Source organism: Sphingomonas kyeonggiensis (assembly GCF_030812785.1).
GTDB classification, from domain to species: Bacteria; Pseudomonadota; Alphaproteobacteria; order Sphingomonadales; family Sphingomonadaceae; genus Sphingomonas; species Sphingomonas kyeonggiensis_B.
The window spans coordinates 886,394-905,866 of record NZ_JAUSTJ010000001.1 but is presented as its reverse complement, the minus strand read 5'-3'; the positions used below and the strand labels follow the sequence as shown (position 1 = coordinate 905,866).

16 protein-coding genes are annotated in these 19,473 nt (G+C 68.9%); 6 read left to right on the top strand and 10 right to left on the bottom strand.

The window, feature by feature from the left end:
• The first annotated feature begins 65 nt into the window (after positions 1 to 65).
• Together J2W22_RS04500 and J2W22_RS04495 are read left to right on the top strand one after the other, a co-directional pair.
• Entirely contained in the window at positions 66 to 3,440 is a 3,375-nt protein-coding gene (locus J2W22_RS04500) for a PAS domain-containing protein (RefSeq protein ID WP_307117063.1), read from the top strand.
• A 271-nt stretch (positions 3,441 to 3,711) separates the two neighbouring features.
• Entirely contained in the window at positions 3,712 to 5,001 is a 1,290-nt protein-coding gene (locus J2W22_RS04495; RefSeq protein ID WP_307117062.1) for an adenylosuccinate synthase, read from the top strand.
• A 62-nt stretch (positions 5,002 to 5,063) separates the two neighbouring features.
• Here the strand turns inward: J2W22_RS04495 and J2W22_RS04490 are convergent, their stop codons facing one another.
• The 10 genes from J2W22_RS04490 to J2W22_RS04445 all read right to left on the bottom strand — a co-directional run bounded on the left by J2W22_RS04490 (position 5,064) and on the right by J2W22_RS04445 (position 16,361).
• The gene (locus J2W22_RS04490) at positions 5,064 to 5,336 is read right to left on the bottom strand and encodes a hypothetical protein (RefSeq protein ID WP_307117061.1); all 273 of its coding nucleotides are present in this window, start codon (positions 5,334 to 5,336) and stop codon (positions 5,064 to 5,066) included.
• A 225-nt stretch (positions 5,337 to 5,561) separates the two neighbouring features.
• Positions 5,562 to 6,632, bottom strand: coding sequence for a chorismate synthase (aroC, locus tag J2W22_RS04485; protein ID WP_307117060.1), 1,071 nt, complete (start codon positions 6,630 to 6,632; stop codon positions 5,562 to 5,564).
• Complete coding sequence (locus J2W22_RS04480) at positions 6,629 to 7,144, bottom strand: GNAT family N-acetyltransferase (protein ID WP_307117059.1); 516 nt, start codon at positions 7,142 to 7,144, stop codon at positions 6,629 to 6,631. Before J2W22_RS04480 ends, aroC begins: the two co-directional genes overlap by 4 nt.
• A gap of 8 nt (positions 7,145 to 7,152) precedes the next feature.
• A complete protein-coding gene (fabI, locus tag J2W22_RS04475) occupies positions 7,153 to 7,956 on the bottom strand; it encodes an enoyl-ACP reductase FabI (RefSeq protein WP_307117058.1) in 804 nt (267 codons plus the stop codon).
• 6 nt (positions 7,957 to 7,962) lie between these two features.
• Positions 7,963 to 8,799, bottom strand: coding sequence for a YihY/virulence factor BrkB family protein (locus J2W22_RS04470; protein WP_373422938.1), 837 nt, complete (start codon positions 8,797 to 8,799; stop codon positions 7,963 to 7,965).
• Between the two features lie 111 nt (positions 8,800 to 8,910).
• Complete coding sequence (locus J2W22_RS04465) at positions 8,911 to 9,870, bottom strand: DnaJ C-terminal domain-containing protein (RefSeq protein WP_307117057.1); 960 nt, start codon at positions 9,868 to 9,870, stop codon at positions 8,911 to 8,913.
• Positions 9,871 to 10,041: 171 nt separating this feature from the next.
• Entirely contained in the window at positions 10,042 to 10,926 is an 885-nt protein-coding gene (locus J2W22_RS04460; RefSeq protein WP_307117056.1) for a transglutaminase family protein, read from the bottom strand.
• Positions 10,926 to 13,400 (bottom strand): circularly permuted type 2 ATP-grasp protein, encoded by a 2,475-nt coding sequence (locus tag J2W22_RS04455; RefSeq protein ID WP_307117055.1) that lies wholly within the window; start codon positions 13,398 to 13,400, stop codon positions 10,926 to 10,928. Before J2W22_RS04455 ends, J2W22_RS04460 begins: the two co-directional genes overlap by 1 nt.
• 103 nt (positions 13,401 to 13,503) lie before the next feature.
• The gene (locus J2W22_RS04450) at positions 13,504 to 14,130 is read right to left on the bottom strand and encodes a DUF4198 domain-containing protein (RefSeq protein ID WP_307117054.1); all 627 of its coding nucleotides are present in this window, start codon (positions 14,128 to 14,130) and stop codon (positions 13,504 to 13,506) included.
• Between the two features lie 59 nt (positions 14,131 to 14,189).
• Positions 14,190 to 16,361 carry a TonB-dependent siderophore receptor gene (locus J2W22_RS04445; protein WP_373422937.1) on the bottom strand — a complete coding sequence of 724 codons (2,172 nt, stop codon included), beginning with the start codon at positions 16,359 to 16,361 and terminating at the stop codon, positions 14,190 to 14,192.
• 214 nt (positions 16,362 to 16,575) lie between these two features.
• Here J2W22_RS04445 and J2W22_RS04440 point away from each other — a divergent pair, with 214 nt between their 5' ends.
• The 4 genes from J2W22_RS04440 to J2W22_RS04425 all read left to right on the top strand — a co-directional run bounded on the left by J2W22_RS04440 (position 16,576) and on the right by J2W22_RS04425 (position 19,468).
• Positions 16,576 to 17,358, top strand: coding sequence for an alpha/beta fold hydrolase (locus tag J2W22_RS04440; protein WP_307117053.1), 783 nt, complete (start codon positions 16,576 to 16,578; stop codon positions 17,356 to 17,358).
• 218 nt (positions 17,359 to 17,576) lie between these two features.
• Positions 17,577 to 17,876, top strand: coding sequence for an autorepressor SdpR family transcription factor (locus J2W22_RS04435; RefSeq protein ID WP_307117052.1), 300 nt, complete (start codon positions 17,577 to 17,579; stop codon positions 17,874 to 17,876).
• Positions 17,873 to 18,274, top strand: coding sequence for a hypothetical protein (locus J2W22_RS04430; RefSeq protein ID WP_307117051.1), 402 nt, complete (start codon positions 17,873 to 17,875; stop codon positions 18,272 to 18,274). Before J2W22_RS04435 ends, J2W22_RS04430 begins: the two co-directional genes overlap by 4 nt.
• Positions 18,275 to 18,340: 66 nt before the next feature.
• Positions 18,341 to 19,468, top strand: coding sequence for an acyltransferase family protein (locus J2W22_RS04425; protein WP_307117050.1), 1,128 nt, complete (start codon positions 18,341 to 18,343; stop codon positions 19,466 to 19,468).
• The last annotated feature ends 5 nt before the right edge of the window (positions 19,469 to 19,473 follow it).

Genomic DNA, 19,473 nt, shown 5'->3' with positions numbered 1-19,473 from the left:
TTGCTCCATCCATAACCGTCCGGGCGGCCAAGTCGAGTTGACTCCGTCGGTTGACTCGGGAGGCCGTGCCCCGCATCGGTTGGCGCATGGGGGCTGCGCTGCGCTTTCTGGATCATGAAGGCGAGATGGCGGCGCGAATCCGCGATTTCGACTGGCACGCGCATCCGCTCGGCCCGCCCGAACATTGGCCCGACGTGCTGAAATTCGCGCTCGACGTGGCGCTGGGCTCGACCTTCCCGACCGCGGTCTATTGGGGGCCGGAACTCTACCTGCTCTACAACGACGCCTGGGCGACGATCCCCGCCGATCGCCACCCCTGGGCGCTGGGTCGGCCGGGCGCGGAGGTGTGGGCGGACATCTGGGACGTGGTCGGCCCGCAGATCGTCGGGGTGCTGGAAAGTGGCCGCGGCTTCGCGATCTACGACCAGCAGCTGATGATGGAGCGGGGCGGGCGGCGCCAGGAGACGTGGTGGAACTACAGCTTCACGCCGCTGCGTGATGTGGAGGGCCGCGTCGCCGGCATGCTCAACCAGGGCAACGAGACCACGCGGAACGTCTTCGCCGAGCGCGCCCGGCTGGCCGAAGTGGCGCGGTTGCGCGACCTGTTCGAGCAGGCGCCCGGCGCGACGGCGCTGCTCCACGGCCCCGAGCATCGCTTCGAATTCGCCAATTCGGAATATCTGGCGCTGATCGGCGGGCGCCCGGTGCTGGGCATGACGGTGGCCGAGGCATTACCCGAAGTGGTCGAGCAGGGCTTCGTCGCGCTGCTCGACAATGTCTATGCCAACGGCGAGACCTTCCGGGCGGACGGCGTGCCCGTGCTGCTCCAGCGCCGCGCCGATGGCCCGGCCGACACCCGCTTCCTCGATTTCGTCTACCAGCCGATCAAGGACGCGAACGGCAACACCACCGATATCTTCGTCGCCGCCAACGACGTGACCGAACGCACCACCGCGGAGGAGGCACTGCGGCGGAGCGAGGAGCGGCTGCAGCTCGCGCTCAACGCCTCGCTCGGCGTCGGCACCTGGGTGTGGGACGTGGCGCGCGACCAGGTCACCGCCGATGCGCGCTTCCTGCGCCTCTACGGCGTCGACGAGGCGCTGGCCGGCAAGGGCGCGCCGATCGAGAGCTTCTTCGTCAATGTGCATCCCGGCGACCGCGCCCGGCTCGAGGCGAGCATCGCCCGCACCCTCACCGAGCGCGTGCCGTTCAACGAGGAATATCGGCTCGTCCAGAGCGACGGCACGCTGCGCTGGGTGAGCGCGCAGGGCCGCGCGACCTTCGACGAGGAGGGAAGGCCGCTGCGCTTCCCGGGCGTCGCCTTCGACGTCACCGAGCGCAAGCTGGCCGAGGAGGCCGCGCGCGACACGGCGGAAGAACTGCGCGAGGCGAATGAGGCGCAGGCGTTTCTGGGTGCGCTGTCCGACCAGCAGCGCGCGCTCGATTCGGCCGATGCGGTGATGCGCTTCACCGCCGCGGCGCTTGGCGAGCAGATGGCGCTGGACCGGGTGGTCTTCTACCGGGTGCAGGGCGAGGCGGTGCGCTTCGGCCCCTATTGGACCAGCGGCAGGCTCGCCCCGCTCGAAGGCACGCTGCCGATCGAGGCGCTGGCCGAAAATGCCCGCTCCTATCGCTCCGGCCGCACCGTAGTGCTGGGCGACATCGCGCATGAGGCGCCGGGGCTCGCGCATCTCGCCGGCGCCGGAGTGGGCGTGCCGCTGCTGCGCGGCGGACAATGGGTCGCGGTGATGTCGATCAACAGCGCCGAGCCGAGGCGCTGGAGCGCCGAGGAAGTCGCCTTCATCGAGGCGGTGGCGGAGACGACCTGGGACGCGGTCGAGCGGATCGAGGCAGTGGCGGCGCTGCGCGAGAGCGAGGCCAAGTTCCGCGCCATCGCCAATTCGATCGACCAGATGGTCTGGTCGACCCTGCCCGACGGTTATCACGATTATTACAACGACCGCTGGTACGAATATACCGGCGTGCCGCACGGCAGCACCGACGGCGCGGCGTGGAACGGCATGTTCCATCCCGACGACCAGGAGCGCGCCTGGTCGGTATGGCACCAGAGCCTGGAAACCGGCGCGCGCTACCGGATCGAATATCGGCTGAAGCATCGCTCGGGCCGGTATCGCTGGGTGCTCGGCAGCGCCCAGCCGGTGCGGAACGAGCAGGGCGAGATCACCCGCTGGTTCGGCACCTGCACCGACATCCAGGACATTGTCGACGCCCGCGAAGTGCTCGCCCGCTCGCGCGAGGCGCTGGAGGCGGCGGTGCGCGAGCGGACCGAGCAGCTGATGGCGGCCGAGGAACGGCTGCGCCAGGCGCACAAGATGGAGGCGGTCGGCCAGCTCACCGGCGGCATCGCGCATGACTTCAACAACATGCTCGCCGTGGTGATCGGCGCGCTCGACCTGCTCGAGCGGCGGGTGGCGCAGGGCCGGCTCGATATCGACCGATACATCACCGCCGCGCGCGACGGGGCGACCCGCGCCGCCGCGCTCACCCAGCGGCTGCTCGCCTTCTCGCGCCAGCAACCGCTCGCCCCGGTGGCGATCGACGCCAACGAGATGGTGCGCGGGATGATCGAGCTGCTCGTCCGCACGCTGGGCGACGACGTGACGGTGGAGACATTGCTGCCGGCCGGCGTCTCGCCGCTGCGCGCCGATCCCAACCAGCTCGAGAACGTCATCCTCAACCTCTCGGTCAACGCCCGCGACGCGATGCCGCATGGCGGCAAGCTGGTGCTCGCCACCGCCAATGCCCGGTTCGAGGCGGAGGAAGCGGCCGAGCTCGAGCTGCAGCCGGGCGACTATGTCGAGATCGCCGTGGTCGATACCGGCACCGGCATGACGCCGGAAGTGGCCGCCCGCGCCTTCGATCCCTTCTTCACCACCAAGGGGGTGGGCAAGGGCACCGGGCTCGGGCTCAGCCAAGTATTCGGCTTCATCCGCCAGTCGGGCGGCGCGGTGGGGATCGACACCGAGCCGGGCCAGGGCACCACCGTGCGGCTCTATCTGCCCGCCGATGCCGGCACCGCGCCGGCACCCCGCGCCGAGGCCCCGATCGCCGTGCCGATGGGCGCCCGCAGCGGCGAGACGGTGCTGGTGGTCGAGGACGAGGAGCGGGTACGCAACTACTCGATCGAGGCGCTGCGCGAGCTCGGTTACGAAGTGATCGGCGCGCGCGACGGGCCCGAGGCGCTGCGGCTGATCGAGGCCGGCCCGCCGGTCTCGCTGCTGTTCAGCGACGTGGTGATGCCCGAGATGACCGGGCGCGAGCTGGCCGAGCGGGCGCGGGCAAGGATGCCCGGCCTCAAGGTGCTGCTGACCAGCGGCTATGCCCCGGAAACGGCGCGCGTCGCGGGCGAGACGATCCTCGCCAAGCCGTTCGATCTCGACCGGCTGGCGGCTGCGGTGCGGGCGGCATTGGACGCCTAAGCGGCCACCTTCTTTCCCGGCGAAGGCCGGGGCCCAGTCCTTGAAAGTCACGCGCCTTGGCGCGTCTGTGACGCGCACGCCTAGTCTGGGCCCCGGCCTTCGCCGGGGGAAAAGCCCTCCGATCACGGCAAATCGACTTGACCGAATCGTCCACACACGCCATGCGCGCCGCGGCTTCGGCGCCTTGCGCCCCGGCCTCCGTAAAGCCCAGCCGCCGAGTCCTGTCGAAGGGCGGCTTGTGGCCCGCCCCGGCAGGCGGAGACGTGTATCCATGGCAAATGTAGCGGTTATCGGCGCCCAATGGGGTGACGAAGGCAAGGGCAAGATCGTCGACTGGCTCGCCGAGCGGGCCGACATGGTCGTGCGTTTCCAGGGCGGCCACAATGCCGGCCACACGCTCGTCGTCGGCGAGAATGTCTACAAGCTCTCGCTGCTTCCCTCGGGCATCGTTCGCGGCACGCCGAGCGTGATCGGCAACGGCGTGGTGCTCGATCCCTGGCACCTCAAGGCCGAGGTAGAGAAGCTGCGCGGCCAGGGCGTCGAGATCACGCCCGACAAGCTGATGATCGCGGACAATTGCCCGCTGATCCTCCCCTTCCACCGCGATCTCGACGCGCTGCGCGAGGATGCCAGCGGCGCCGGCAAGATCGGCACCACCCGCCGCGGCATCGGTCCGGCCTATGAGGACAAGGTCGGCCGCCGCGCTATCCGCGTGTGTGACCTCGCCCATCTTGACGAGCTCGGTCCGCAGCTCGATCGCCTGACCGCGCATCACGACGCGCTGCGCGCCGGCTTCGACCAGCCGCCGATCGACCGCGAGGCACTGCTCGCCGAGCTGCGCGAGATCGCCGGCTTCGTCCTGCCCTTCGCCCAGCCGGTGTGGCGCGCGCTCAATGCCGCGCGCGAACGCGGCCGCCGCATCCTGTTCGAAGGCGCGCAGGGCGTGCTGCTCGACATCGATCACGGCACCTATCCGTTCGTCACCTCGTCGAACACCGTGGCGGGCACCGCCTCGGCCGGTTCGGGCATCGGCCCGGGCGCGGTCGGCTTCGTGCTGGGCATCGCCAAGGCCTATACCACCCGCGTCGGCTCGGGCCCGTTCCCGAGCGAGCAGGACAATGAAGTGGGCGAGCGGCTCGGCACGCGCGGCCATGAATTCGGCACCGTCACCGGGCGCAAGCGCCGCTGCGGCTGGCTCGACGCGGTGCTGCTGCGCCAGTCGGCCGCCGTCTCGGGCATCACCGGCATCGCGCTGACCAAGCTCGACGTGCTCGACGGGTTCGACGAAATCCAGGTGTGCACCGGCTACAGGCTGCACGGCGAGGAGATCGACTATTATCCCTCGAACGCCGCCGATCAGGCTGCGGTCGAAGCGGTCTATGAGACGATGCCGGGCTGGCAGGAGACCACCGCCGGTGCGCGCAGCTGGGCCGAGCTGCCGGCCGCCGCGATCAAGTATATCCGCCGGGTCGAGGAACTGATCCGCTGCCCGGTGGCGCTGGTCTCGACCAGCCCCGAGCGCGAGGACACGATTCTGGTCCGCGATCCCTTCGCGGACTGAGAACGCGGCAATGCGCTACCCGTCCGGCCAGGGCGGGTAGCGCATCCCCTGCGTCGGGAGCCCTAGTGGGGCTTCTTCTTGCCTTCCTTCTTGGCATCACGCTTGTCTTCGGACGAAGCCGCAGGATCCTGGCTGGGGGAAGCCGGATCGGGCGCGGGCGTGGCCGTGCTGGTATCCGGCGCAGGCGCCGGATTGGCGCTGGGGTCGGGAGCCGGCGCAGGAGCGGTGGTTTCCGTCGGCGGGTTGGCCGACGGGTCCGAGGGCGTAGTGGTCTGGGCGAAAGCCGCGGGGGCGGCCAGCAGCGCCGCGGCGCCGATCAGGGTTTTGAGCAACATAACAGGGCAATCCTCCTTCGGTTTTTGCCGACAACCCTTCGAGCGGTTACACATGTCTGGATTGTTTCCAGACATTTCAGCCAACCCTGCCCGGCACACGGCTGAGCAACGAGGTGAGCCCGTCAAGGGACGGGTCGAAACCGGCGCGCATGTTAAAACCGGCCGCACCGTGGGGTGCGACCGGCTATTTGCCTGGGCCGGAGAGCCCGGCCTCCGGAAAACGAATCAGCCGATCTGGGCGCGATGAAGCAGCTTCTGGTCGGCCAGGACGAGCGCGACCATCGCCTCGACCACCGGCATGCCGCGGATGCCGACGCACGGATCGTGGCGGCCCTTGGTCAGAATCTCGGTCGCCTCGCCTTCGCGCGTGACGGTCTCGACCGGGGTCAGGATCGAGCTGGTCGGCTTGAACGCCACCCGTACCCGCACCGGCTGGCCGGTCGAGATGCCGCCGGCGATGCCGCCGGCATGGTTGGCGAGGAAGTGCGGCTTGCCGTCATTGCCCGGGCGCATCGCATCGGCATTCTGCTCGCCGGTCAGCGCCGCCGCGGCGAAGCCGTCGCCGATCTCGACGCCCTTCACGGCGTTGACCGACATGCAGGCGGCGGCCAGCTCGCTGTCGAGCTTGGCATAGAGCGGCGCGCCCCAGCCCGCGGGCACGCCGGTCGCCTCGCAGGCGACCACCGCGCCGAGCGACGAGCCCGACTTGCGCGCACCATCGACCAGCGCCTCCCAGCGCTTCGCCGCTTCGGCATCGGGACAGAAGAACGGGTTGTTGCCGATCTCGTTCGCGTCGAAATTGGCATAGTCGATCGCGTCGCCGCCGATCGCCTCGACCCAGGCGAGGATCGTGACTTCGGGGATGACCAGCCGCGCGACGGCACCCGCCGCCACCCGCGCCGCGGTCTCGCGCGCCGAGCTGCGTCCGCCGCCGCGATAGTCGCGGAAGCCGTATTTGGCGTCATAGGCATAATCGGCATGGCCGGGGCGATAGGCCTTGGCGACTTCCGAATAATCCTTGGAGCGCTGGTCGACATTGTCGATGTGGAGCGCGATCGGCGTGCCGGTCGTGCGCCCTTCGAACACGCCCGAGAGGATGCGGACCTGGTCCGGCTCCTGGCGCTGGGTGGTGAAGCGCGACTGGCCCGGGCGGCGCTTGTCGAGCAAGGGCTGGATGTCTCCCTCGGACAGGCTCAGTCCCGGTGGGCAGCCATCGACCACGGCGCCTAGCGCCGGGCCATGGCTCTCGCCCCAGGTGGTGAAGCGGAAGACGCGTCCGAAGGTGTTGAAGCTCACTCGACCCTGCCCAGTTGCGCGAACGCCGGTGCGTGCGTCGCGGCGCCGCGCACCCCGCACGGCATGGCGCCGCCCTGCAGCGGCAGCGCCATCAGATACTCACCGGCATAGGGCGAGGCAAATCCCTGCGCCCATTCCGCCGCGAAGCCGAAGCGCTCGTAATAGCCGGGCTCGCCGAGCACGAAGCACAGCATCGCACCCGCCGCGCCCAGCTGGGCGATCCCGGCCTGGACCAAAGCCTCGCCGACGCCTTGCTGGCGCCAGGCCTTGTCCACCGCGAGCGGCGCCAGCGCGACCGCGGCAATGGCCTTGCCGGCGATCTCCACCTCCATCCGGCTGAACGCGACCATCCCGGCAAGCGCGCCGGTCTCCTCGTCGTCCGCAACCAGCGTCAGCACCATGTCGCCGTCGATGCACAGCCGCTGGACCAGCCGCGCCTCGTCCTCGGCCGGGAAGGCGCGGCGGAGCAATGCATCGATCGCCGCCACATCCCCGCCGGTCGCGGGGCGCACCACGATACTCAAGAGAGCGCGATGTCCGGTGCGTCCTCGGCCTTCATCCCGATCACGTTATAGCCCGAATCGACATGATGGATCTCACCGGTCACGCCCGACGACAGATCCGAGAGCATGTAGAGGCCGGCGCCGCCGACATCCTCGATCGTCACGGTACGGCGGAGCGGCGAGTTCAGCTCGTTCCACTTGAGGATATAGTTGAAGTCGCCGATGCCGCGCGCCGCCAGCGTCTGGATCGGGCCGGCCGAGATCGCGTTCACGCGGATATTCTCCGGGCCCATGTCGACCGCGAGATACTTCACGCTGGTCTCGAGCGCGGCCTTGGCGACGCCCATCACGTTATAGTGCGGGATCACCTTCTCGGCGCCGTAATAGGTCAGCGTCAGGATCGAGCCGCCCTCCGGCATCATCTCGCGCGCCCGCTTGGCCACCGCGACGAGGCTGTAGGCCGAGATGTTCATCGTCGTCAGGAAATTGTCGAGCGTGGTGTCGTAGAATTTCCCGCGCAGCTGCGACTTGTCGGAGAAGCCGATCGCGTGGACGATGAAGTCGATCGTCGGCCACTTCGCCTTGAGCGTGTCGAACGCCGCATCGAGCGCGTCCATGTCGGCCACGTCGCAATCGATCAGCGTGTCCGAGCCGAGCTGCTCGGCGAGCGGCTTCACGCGCTTGAGTAGCGCGTCGCCCTGATAGCTGAATGCCAGCTCGGCGCCCTGTTCGGCGAGCTTCTTCGCGATGCCCCAGGCGAGGCTCTTGTCATTGGCGAGGCCCATGATCAGCCCACGCTTGCCCTGCATCAATCCGGTCACGACGCGCTATTCTCCATTCTTCCGCGGTTCCTCTAGACTCGTTTCGGGCGTTTCCGCCAGAGCCGCATTCAACTCGGCGCCGACTACCAGACCGAGCCCGACGAGGAAGAAGAAGATCAGCGCGATCATCACGCCTGCAAGGCTTCCATAGGTCAGATCGTAATTTCCCAGCGTACCGAGGATTTTGGGCAACAGGGCGGTAACCAGCAGCCACCACACCGCAGTGAACAGCGCGCCGGGCCATTTCGGGCATTTGCTCTTGCGGTAGCGGCTGGGCGTCAGCGAGTAGAACAGGATGTAGAGCGCGCCGAACAGCGCCACCGCCGGCGCGATCTTGCTGAGCGAGACGATGCGCTGCGCTTCTGACGCCCAGGGGAAGATATTGTAGAGGAACTGCTCGACCGCGGTCAGGATCACCTGGAAGCTGAACGCCGCCATGGTGATGATCACCGAGGCGATGATCATCCCGATCGCCCCCAGCCGGTAGCGCCAGAAGGGCGTGCTCGACTGGACGCCGTACGCCTGGCGCAGGATGCCACGGATCGTCTCGATGAAGCCGGCGACGGTCCACAGCCCGACGATCGCGCCGAACCACAGCAGGTTGCCGGTCCGCGCCATCAGCACGTCCTGCACCGGCTTGCGCAGCAAGGTCGCGACGTCGGGCGGCACGGTGTGGAGGAACGCCTCGAGCGTGTGCACCCCCTCCGAGCTGCGCCCGAACAGCTGGGCGATCGCGGCGGCGACGATGAAGAAGGGGAAGAGCGTGACCAGGCTGAGATAGGCGAGGTTGCCGGCATAGGTGAAGCCGTCGTTGAACGTGCCGATCACCACCCGCTTGACCACCGTCCAGAATCTGGGACCGAGACCAATCCGGGCGAGCAGGCCGAGGACGCGGGATCCAAGCCCCGGCTTCGCTTCAGCGGCGCCCGTATCTTCCCCTGTCGTCACAAGGCGTTAGACGCCCATGCGGCCACGCGGGTTCCCCTTGTCGGTCCAGCCCTGGGCAAACTCGATCAGCGCATCGTCATTTACCGGGAGCTCGACCATCAGCGTGACGAGCAGATCGCCGCGCCCCGCCCCCTTGTGGTGGAAGCCGCGGCCCTTGAGGCGCAGCGTCTTGCCCGAGCTCGAGCCTTTGGGGACCTTGAGCATCACCGCGCCGTCGGGCGTCGGCACGCGCACCTCGGCGCCCAGCACGGCCTCCGACAGCGTGACCGGCAGCTCGAGCCGGATATCGTCGCCGCTGCGCTCGAAGAAGCGGTGCGGCTGGATCTCGATCGTCACGATCGCATCGCCGGGGCCGCCCGGCCCTTCCTCGCCCTTGCCGGCCAGGCGCATCTGGGTGCCGGTCTCGACCCCGGCGGGCAGCTTGAGGTCGATCGTCTTGCCGTCGCGCAGGGTGACCCGCTGCGGCGCCAGCCTCGCGGCATCCTCGAAGCTCACCGCCAGCCGATAGGGTACATTGGCGCCCTTGGCCGAGCTACGCCGGCCGAAATCGCCGAAGCCGCCCGAGAAGCCGCCGCCACCGCCGGCAGCGCGCCGGCCGCCCATGCCACCGAACAGCCCCTCGAAGATGTCGCCGAAGCCGCCGGCCTCGCCGCCGCCGCCGAAATCGGCGCGGAAGCCGCCCTGGCCGCCGCCCATGCCGCCCATCCCGCCGGGGCTGAAGCCGCCGAACGGGTTGGTCGGGTTGCCCTCGCCATCGATCTCGCCGCGATCGAAGCGGGCGCGCTTGTCCTTGTCGGTCAGCAGGTCATAGGCCTGGGTGACCTGGCTGAACTTCTCCGCCGCCTTGGGATTGTCCTTGTTGCGGTCGGGATGCAGCTCCTTGGCGAGCTTGCGATAGGCCTTCTTGATATCGGCCTCGCTCGCACCGCGCGCGACATTCAGGACGGAATAAGGATCAGCAGCCATCAAAACCCCTTTGGACGCGCCGTATTTCGGCGTGTCGGGCCGCTAACGCAAGGGCGCGCAGCGAATGTCGCCGAGTGCCGTCACGCGCCCAAAGTACACGAAGTACGCGCCTGGAGCGGCATCCATCGCCGCACAGCGCAATCTTGTTACGCGAGAGAGATGTTTTATTTCCTATTCCGCGTCGAGCGGCTCGACATCGACCGACACATGCATGTCCTGCGCGCCCGAGCCGAGCACGATGCCGTCGATCGGCGCGATTTCGGCATAGTCGCGGCCGATCGCCATCACGACATGGTCCTCCGCCATCCAGATGCCGTTGGTCGGATCGACCCCGACCCAGCCGAGATCGGGACCCGCCCAGACCAGTACCCAGGCATGCGTCGCGTCGGCGCCGACCAGCCGGGGCTGGCCCGGCGGCGGCAGGGTGCGCAGATAGCCCGAGACATAGGCGGCGGGCAGGCCGGCGGCGCGCAGGCCCGAGATCATGATCTGCGCGAAATCCTGGCAGACCCCCCGGCGCTTGTCGAAGGCGGCGCGCGGCGGCGTGTCGACCAAAGTGGCGCTGGGATCGAAATCGAATTCGCGCTGAATGCGGGTGGCCAGCGCGTAGGCAGCCTCCAGCACACCGCGGTCCGGCGCCAGGTCCGGCGCGCACCATTCGGCGATCGCGCCGTCGAGCGGGATCTGCGGCGAGGGAAAGAGATAGGCGGCGGGACCGGCCGGCGACATGTCGCGGCTCTCGCGCGACAGCCGCGCGATCCCGGCGACCGTCGGATCGGAGGCAGAAGGCACCGGGATCGGCCGCTCGACCCGGATGCGCGCGCTGCTCTCGATCGTCAGCGTGCTGGTCGGCACCTCCAGCACCAGCCGCACGACATTGGCGAGCCCGGCCTCGGCGCGGGCCGGGAAGATCCGCCCGCCCGGCTCGACCGACAGGGCATAGTCGAGCACGTCCTGCCCCGACCAGAAGATCGGCTTGAGGCGCAGATTGCAGCGCGCGAACGCGGCCGGCTGCGCATAGTCGAACCGGGTCACGTGGCGGATGCGGTAGAGCATCAGGCGAGGACGAGCCCGGCGGCGCGCAGCGGCTCGGCACCCTGCAGGAAATAGCGCCGCGCGATCGCATCGGAGAGCAGGCCGAGGCGCAGCTCCAGCCCGGCAAGCATGGTGTCGTCGATCCGCACCGCCTGCCCGGTCACCAGGATCGCCGCCAGCTCGCGCGCCTGCTCCTGCTGCGGCTCGGCGAGCCCGTCGTCGGACAGCACCGGCAGCTTGTTGAGATGGCCCGATATTGCCCCGACCTGATAGGCGATGCCGCGCGGATTGCCCGGATCGAGCGTGACCAGATCGAGCACCGGCACCCGGCCGATGCCGGTCAGATAGCGCTGGCGATAACTGATCTGGCTGTCCGCCAGGTCGAGCAGGGTGCCGAGATCGTCGCTGGTCGCATCGACGCGGCCGAAGGCGCGCAGGAAGCGGAGCGTCGCCAGCGCGCGCTCGACCCGCCGGCCCATGTCGTGGAAGCGCCACGCATCGGTTCGCCCCATATGCTCGGCGGCGAGCCCGGCCAGCGCCGAATAGCGCCGCTGCAGCGAGCCGGCCTTGTCGAGCAGCGTGCCGCGCGCCGGGAAGGGCGCGTCGAGCAGGCGGACCATGTCGGCAGCCAGCCGGTCGCGCGAGACCTGGCCGATCAGCCGCGCCTGGGCGTTGATCGCGGCGACGCTGTTCCAGCCCTGCTCCACATCCTCGAGCGCGGCGCGGGCGAGATGGGTCAGGTCGGCGCGCCGGATCGCGCCCGGCGCCGGCGCGGCCTGGTTGGCGACGAGGATGTCGACGAGCCGGCGGACGGTATCGGCGGCGAGCGCCGCGCCGGTATCCGCGCTGATCGAATTGCCGAGCAGCACCCGGATCACCCCGAGCTGCGCCTCGCCGCGCTCCAGATAGCGGCCGAGCCAGAACATGTTGTCGGCCACCCGGCTGGGCAAAGTCCCCGGATTGCGCCGCAGCTGGGTCGAATCGCCCGCGGGCAGCAGCGACACCGGCTCGACCGGATCGGGGCCGTGGACGCAGACATCGGCCGACCACATCCCCTCGCCCATCACCGCAGCGCGGGCATCGGCATGCTCGCCGATCCGGGCGAATCCGCCGGGCAGCACGGTCCAGGCGCCATCGCTGCCGCGCGCCGCGAACACGCGCAGGGTGAAGGGGCGCGCGGCGAGCCGGTCCTCGGTGACCACCGGCATGGTCGAGAGATGGACGATCTCCTGCCCGACATAATCCTGGGGCCGCCGCGCCATGTCGGCGAGCAGCGCGGCGCGCGCCTCGCCCTGCAGCGCCGCGCCGAGCACGGCCTTGGCCCCGGGCAGGCCGAGCGGCGGGACGCCAAAGGCGGACTTGACCAGCAGGCGATCGAGATCGGCCTCGACATGGGCCTTTGCATCGTCCTGGCCGCACCACCAGGTGGCGATATTGGGCAAGCTGAGCGCCTCTCCGGTCAGCAGCTCGGCGAGCCGAGGGAGGAAAGCGGCAAAGGCTGGCGCCTCGAGCAGCCCGGCGCCTGGCGCATTGGCGATGACGACATTGCCCGCGACCATCGCATCGACCAGCCCCGGCACGCCGATCGTCGAATGGCTGTCGAGCGCCAGCGGATCGAGCAGGCGCGGATCGAGCCGGCGCCACAGCGCATCGACGCGCTTCAGGCCGGCGATGGTGCGGACATAGAGCTTGTCGTCGAGCACCGCGAGATCGGCGCCCTCGACCAGCAGCCAGCCAAGATAGCGGGCGAGATGCGCCTGCTCGGCATAACTCGGGTTGAGCCGGCCGGGGGTGAGCAGCGCGATGCGTGGCTCGGCCCGGCGGCAGCGCGCGGCCAGGCCCTCGCGGAAGGCGGCGAAGAAGGGCGCATGCCGGGCGATGTTGAGCCGGGTCTGGAGGCCGTCGAGCGTCTGCGCCATCGCCAGCCGGTTCTCGAGCGCATAGCCGGCCCCGGCGGGCGCGCGCAGATGATCGGCGAGCACCCGCCATTCGCCGTTCGGCCCGCGGCACAGGTCGATCGCCAGCGCCTGAAGATGATAGCCGCCCGGCGGCACCGAATTGGCAAGCGGGCGCAGGAAGAAGGGACTGCCGGTGACGAGCGCGGCGGGCACATGCCCATCGGCGACCAGCTTGCCGGGGCCGTACAGGTCGGCGAGCACCTGCTCCATCACCTCGGCGCGCTGGGCAATGCCGGCGGCGATGGCGTTCCACTCGGCCTGCGGGATCAGCAGCGGGATCGGCGAGAGCGGCCAGGGGCGCTCCTCGCCTTCGCCGGCGATGCGGAAGCCGGTTCCGATGTCCTCGGCATGGCGATGCGCGCGCTCGCGTGCGGCCTCGAGATTCTCGCCGGCAAGTCCCGCCAGCTCCTCGAACACCGCGGCCCAGGCCGGATCGCCCGAGAGCATGTCGTCGGCAGGCGCGGACGCGCGATACTCGGCGATCCACCGGTCGGCGATCGTTCCCGCGTCGAACAGAGGTGCGGCGCTGCTCGCCAAGCTTCGTCCCCAGCTATCCGCGGCGACTGATGGGGCAATCCCTGCTGCGTGGCAACATGGGATGCGTACGCACGGCCACGCCGTGCACGCATCCCGTTGCGGGTCAGCGCACGAAGGTGAGCGTCGAGATGTGCGTCACGCTCGCCACGTCCTGCCCGCCGAGCTTCGCCGGGGCGGTTTCGGTGTGCGAGGCGCTGAGCAGGTAGCGGCCCTTGCCGAGCTGCGGCGCATCGATGCGGCCCTGGGCGTCGGTGGTGAACGCCTTTTGCCAGCGATCGGGCGTGATCACCGTGACCTTGGCATCGGCCAGCGGCTTGCCGCGGAAGAGCAGGGTGAACTTGTCGCTGTTCGCCGCCACCGGCACCAGCTCGAGGTCGAGCTTGTGGCTCGTCTCGCTGCGGCCGGCCCGGGCATAGAAGATCGCGCCCTGCTTGGCGTCGCCCGACTGCCAGGGCTCGAACACCGCATCGTCGCGCACGCGCACGTCGCCGGTAGCCGGCACCGCCGCCTCGATATGGTTCGCGCGGCGGGTCAGCGTGGCGGTCGTGCCGACCAGCTGCGGCCTTTGCAGCTTGGGGAACTCCGGATCGCCATTGGCCGGCACCGCCTCGTTCGGCTCGCCCAGATAGATGCGTGCCGGGCCCTTGCCGTCATGCTCCACCCAGATCTCGTGCGCGGCAACCGGGGCGGCGATCAGCATCGCGGCGGCGGCAAGCAGAAGCGTCTTCATTCGTCACTCTCCCTGGCTTGGGACGAGGGAGGCGCATGCCGCACCTCCCTGCCCCCTTTTCAGAAGCGGTAGCTGGCGCTGACCGTGAAGTTGCGCGGCGCGCCGTAGCGATACTGGCTGAACGTGCCCATCTGGCTGTAATAGGTCTTGTCGAGCAGGTTCTCGACATTGGCCTGGACCGAGATCTTCTCGCTCAGCGCATAGCGCGCCATCAGGCTCACCAGCGCGAAGCCGCCCTGCTCGAAGCGGAACGGCGCATTGGTGACCGGGTTGGGCGCGATGGTGAAGGCCTCGCTGCGATAATTGACGCCGCCGCCGAAGGTCAGGCGATCGACCGTATAGGTGGTGAACAGCTTGAGCAGGCGCCGCGGCTGCTCGGTATTGGCGGCAACGCCGTCGCGGTCCTCGGCCTTGAACTGGCTATAGCCGAAATTGATGTTCCAGCCGGGCAGCGGCTTGCCGGTCGCCTCGATCTCGAAGCCTTCGCTCGTCACCCCCTGCGCGGCGACATAAGTCTGTTGCGGCAGGCCGCCGCCCGGCGGGGTGACCATGATGTCGGGCTGGCCGACATTGTCCTGCTCGATGCGGAACAGGGCGACCGAGGTCTGCAGCGCTTCGCCGAAAAGGGCGCTCTTCAGGCCGACCTCATAGGCCTTGCCGTCGAGCGGCGCGATCAGGTCGAGGGTGCGGGTGCGCAGGTTCTGCGGCTGGAAGATCCTGGTGTAGCTCGCGTAGAGCCGGTGGTTCGAGGTGATGTCGAGCAGCGCGCCGACATAGGGGATGAACTCGTCGCTCTTGCCGTAATCGCTCGAGCCGCTCCACGCGAAGCCGCGCTGGTGCCAGCTGGCGAGGCGGCCGCCGGCGATGATCTTGAGCGGATCGGCGATGTTGAGCCGCACCGCGCCATAATAGCCGGTCTGCTCGATCCGCTCCTGCTCGTTGCGCACCGCCGTGGTGCCGAACACCGGCTCGGGAAAGGCCGCGCCCTCGCGGCCAAGGACGGGCACGTTGGTCGCCCAGGAATTCAGCCCGGCGCCCCAGGCGGGGTTGTTCTCGGTATAGGGCGCCACGAAATTGTCGGTGTGGCGGTTGAGCACGCTGTGCAGCGCGCCGAGCACGACTTCGTGATCGCGGCCGAACAGCTTGACGCTGCCCTTGATCTGCCCGTCGAAGCTATCCTGCGTGCTCACGCCCTTCGACTTGTAGGGATTGCTGCTCGCGATCGTGCCGGTCGCCCGGTCGGCGGTGCCGTACAGGTAGAGCAGCTGGGTATCGCCGGTGTTGCGCAGCTGGTTGTAGTTGGCGGTGACGCTCCAGCGGTCGCCTATCTCCTGGCGGACCGTGGCGAAGATGTTGCGGTTGGTGGAGTTCCAATAGGTCCAGTCGGCCGCAGTGGTCTGCGAGCGCTTCAGATCGGTGGTGACCGAACCGTCGCTGTAGAAGGTCGGCAGCGCGCCCCAGGTCGCGCCCCTGGGTTTGGTGTCCTGGTAGCTGATGCCGGCGCGGACCAGCGTGCTGTCGGTCACATCGGCATCGACCACGCCGTAGAGCACATACTTCTTCGTGTGCAGCAGGTCGGTGAAGTTCTTGCCATTCTCGTAGCGGCCGACCGCGCGGACGCGGATGCGGCCATTGGCGTCGAGCGCACCGCCGACATCGGCGGAGACGCGATAGGTGTCCCAGCTGCCGGCGCTGGCATTGACGTAACCGCCCCATTCCCTGGCATCGGCATGCTTGCGCACGAGGTTGACCGAGGCCGAGGGATCGCCGGCGCCCGAGAGCAGGCCGGTCGCGCCGCGCACGATCTCGACGCGCTCGTAGATCGACACGTCGATGCTGGTCTCGCCATTGCCGCCGGCCAGCGTCCAGGCCGCGGGCACGCCGTCGACCTGGGTGTTCCGGATCTCGAAGCCGCGCGCATAGAAGGTGTTGCGGACGTCATCGACTTCGTTGACCGACACGCCGACGCCATTGTTGATCACGTCGGCGACGCTGATCAGATTCTGGTCGAGGATGCGCTGGGCGGTGACGATGCTCACCGATTGCGGCGTCTCGCGCACCGTCAGGCCCAGGCCGGTCGCGGTGTCGATCTTGTCGGGGATCGTATAGCGGCCGCTGACGACGATCTCTTCTCCCTCGGCCGGCTTCTGCGCTTCCTCCGTCTGGGCGAAGGCAGGGGTGGCGAGGGCGCAGAGCGCGGCCCCCAGCGAGAGAGAAAGCCTGAACGTCAAAGTGGACCCCTTTCGAGCGGATGGGTCGCCGCGCTCCCGGCGGCGTTGCGCGGGCCCTAATACTATTGAGAATCGTTTGCAATATATCTTCTCCGTCGCGTGAATGCACGCTGTGCAAGCCGGGTTGCGGCCCGCCAAACCTTTGGATGATTGGGTGAGGCGCAGGCCGGGTGCATATCGGCGGCGTCCCGCCCTCCGACGGAGTTGCGCCCCCATGTCCCAGCTTTCGCTCGACCGCCGCGGCTTTTCCCGTGCCGCCCTCGCCTCGCTCGCCGTCTCGCTCGCCGCCCCCGCGCTTGCCCGTCCCAAGGCGGCGGTGAAGGCGCGCAACATCGTCCTCGTCCACGGCCTGTTCGCCGACGGCTCCTGCTGGTCCGAAGTGATTCCTTTGCTCCAGGACCGCGGCCTCAACGTCACCGCGGTGCAGAACCCGCTCACCACCCTCCCCGACGCGGTGGCCGAGGCCACGCGCGTGCTGAACCGGCAGGACGGGCCGACCGTGCTCGTCGGCCACAGCTTCTCGGGCATGATCGTCACCGAGGCGGGCATGCACCCGAATGTGTCGTCGCTGGTCTATGTCGCCGCCCGCGCGCCCGATGCGGGCGAGGATTACGCCGCGCTCGCCGCGAAATACCCGACACCGCCGGCAACCGCGGGCATCGTCTATGACGGCGACGAGGGCCGGCTCGGCGAGGCCGCCTTTCTGCGCGACTTCGCCGGGGACCTGCCGCTTCGCAAGGCGCGGGCGCTGTTCGCGGTGCAGCAGCCCTTTCACAAGCCGCTGCTCACCGGCCGCACCACCCAGGCCGCCTGGCGCAGCAAGCCTAGCTGGTACGCCGTCTCGACCGAGGACCGGACGATCAATCCAGATCTCGAGCGCTTCATGGCCAAGCGGATGGGCGCGACGACGATCGAGCTCAAGTCGAGCCATGTCTCGATGCTCTCGCACCCGCATGAGATTGCGCATCTGATCCTGGAGGCTGCGGGTCAGGTTTAGCCGCTCAACCGAATCGATAGCCTGCTTCCGTCATCCCCGCGAAAGCGGGGACCCATCTCGTGCGCTATCGACCAATACCGCCGGTGCGCTTGAGTATCGCCTGGGAGATGGGTCCCCGCTTTCGCGGGGATGACGAGAAGAAATAGGGACCGCGAACCTACCAACCCTTCCCCAGCACCCGCTTGACTCATTTCGACGTTTAGCTAAATATCATCGCCATGAACGGCATCTTCAAAGCCCTGGCAGACCCGACGCGCCGCAAGGTGCTCGAGCTGCTGCGGCAGGGGCCGATGGCCGCGGGCGAGCTGAGCGACCGGTTCCCGGTCTCGCGCCCGACCATGTCCGCGCATTTCAACATACTCCGCGAAGCCGGGCTGATCGCCGCGCACCGCGACGGCAAGTCGATCGTCTATCGCCTCCAGCTCTCGGTGCTGGAGGATGCGCTGCTCAGCTTCGGCCAGTTGTTCGGCATCGGCGGCACCGCGCCCGCCGCCCCTCGGGAAGGATCCTCCGCATGAAGATCGGTATAGCCACGTCGATTGCCGCCGCCCTGTTCATCCTGGTCGCCACGCTGGTGCTGCGCGAGCTGGTCCATGCCGGGATGCTCGATGGCAGCGTCGGCACGCGCACGGTGATGATGGCCAATGGCGTGATCGTCGCCCTGTGCGGCAACCTTATTCCCAAGACGCTGGCCGCGCCGCGCGCCTCGCTCGCCGCCGAGCGGCGCATGCAGGCCGCCCTGCGCAGCGCCGGCCTGGCGATGACGCTCGCAGGCGCGCTCTATGCCCTGTTGTGGCTGGCCGCGCCCGAGGCCATCGCCCAGCCGGTCTCGCTCGGCGCGCTCGGGCTGGCCTTCCTCTACACCGTCTATCGCATCCTGCGCTGCAAATGGGGCCGCGCCGACGTAGCCGCCTGACCGGTTCGGGCTTGCGGTTTGCGCCCAGGCCCGACACCACTCCGCGCAAACGGAGCGGAGAGGCTAGTGACGGAAATCGCGGAGACGCTGGCGACGGCGCCGGACCGGACGGCGACGGGCAAGGAACATTTCGAGGTCCTGGACGGCCTGCGCGGTACCGCGGCGTTGATCGTGGTGCTCTTCCACATCCAGGGGATCACCGTGATGTGGGACGGCGCCAAGGTGGTGCTCCACCACGCGCCGCTCGCCGTCGACTTCTTCTTCGCGCTGTCCGGCTTCGTGATCGGCTATGCCTATGACGACCGTTGGGACCGGATGGGCACCGGACGCTTCCTCGCGCTGCGGCTGATCCGGCTGCACCCGCTGGTGATCCTCGGCGCGCTGCTCGGGCTGGCGAGCTATCTGCTCGATCCCTTTGCCGGCCAGGCCCAGGCAGTGCCGCTGGCGTCGGTGCTGGGCGCCTTCGCCCTGTGCCTGTTCGCGCTGCCGAGCTGGCCGCTGGCCAATCGCTGGACCGACACGCATCCGCTGAACGGACCGATCTGGACGCTCTTCCAGGAATATATCGGCAACCTCGCCTATGCGCTCGTCCTGCGCCGGCTGCGCGCCCGCTGGCTCGCGGTGCTGGCGGTGCTGAGCGGCGGGGTGCTGGTAACCGGCGCGGCGATGGCCGGGACGCTCGACCAGGGCTCCTATTGGGAGACCTTGTGGATGGCGCCGGTGCGGCTGTTCTTCCCCTTCCTCACCGGCCTGTGGCTGTACCGGGTGCGCGACCGGCTTCCCGATATCCGGCTCGGCTGGCTGCCGCTGTCGCTGGTGATGCTCGCGGCGATCGCCGCGCCGACCATGCCGGTGGTGCACGGCGTCAAGCTCAACGGGCTCTACGAAGCGGCCGTCGTGATCCTGCTGTTTCCCGCCATCCTGATCGCCGGCCGCCATTCGGAGCCCGGCCGCGGCATGCTCTGGCTATGCAAGGCGAGCGGACGGATCTCCTACCCGATCTACATCACCCATTTCCCGTTCCTCTATGTCTGGATGAACTTCGTCGCGAACGGCAAGGCGTCGCAGGCGGAACTGCTCGCCATCGGCACCGCGCTGGTGCCGTTCCTGCTGCTGGTCGCCTGGGCCGCCTATCGCTGGTGGGACCTGCCGATCCGCGCGCGGCTGGGCAACTGGCTGCGCGCACGGGGCTGAGGGCT

What these genes read in the sequence shown, in the direction of transcription:
- J2W22_RS04495 (WP_307117062.1), top strand. Translation starts at nt 3,712, where the DNA reads ATGGCAAATGTAGCGGTTATCGGCGCCCAATGGGGTGACGAAGGCAAG.
- J2W22_RS04490 (WP_307117061.1), bottom strand. Translation starts at nt 5,336, where the DNA reads ATGTTGCTCAAAACCCTGATCGGCGCCGCGGCGCTGCTGGCCGCCCCC.
- J2W22_RS04465 (WP_307117057.1), bottom strand. Translation starts at nt 9,870, where the DNA reads ATGGCTGCTGATCCTTATTCCGTCCTGAATGTCGCGCGCGGTGCGAGC.
- J2W22_RS04460 (WP_307117056.1), bottom strand. Translation starts at nt 10,926, where the DNA reads ATGCTCTACCGCATCCGCCACGTGACCCGGTTCGACTATGCGCAGCCG.
- J2W22_RS04450 (WP_307117054.1), bottom strand. Translation starts at nt 14,130, where the DNA reads ATGAAGACGCTTCTGCTTGCCGCCGCCGCGATGCTGATCGCCGCCCCG.
- J2W22_RS04440 (WP_307117053.1), top strand. Translation starts at nt 16,576, where the DNA reads ATGTCCCAGCTTTCGCTCGACCGCCGCGGCTTTTCCCGTGCCGCCCTC.
- J2W22_RS04435 (WP_307117052.1), top strand. Translation starts at nt 17,577, where the DNA reads ATGAACGGCATCTTCAAAGCCCTGGCAGACCCGACGCGCCGCAAGGTG.
- J2W22_RS04430 (WP_307117051.1), top strand. Translation starts at nt 17,873, where the DNA reads ATGAAGATCGGTATAGCCACGTCGATTGCCGCCGCCCTGTTCATCCTG.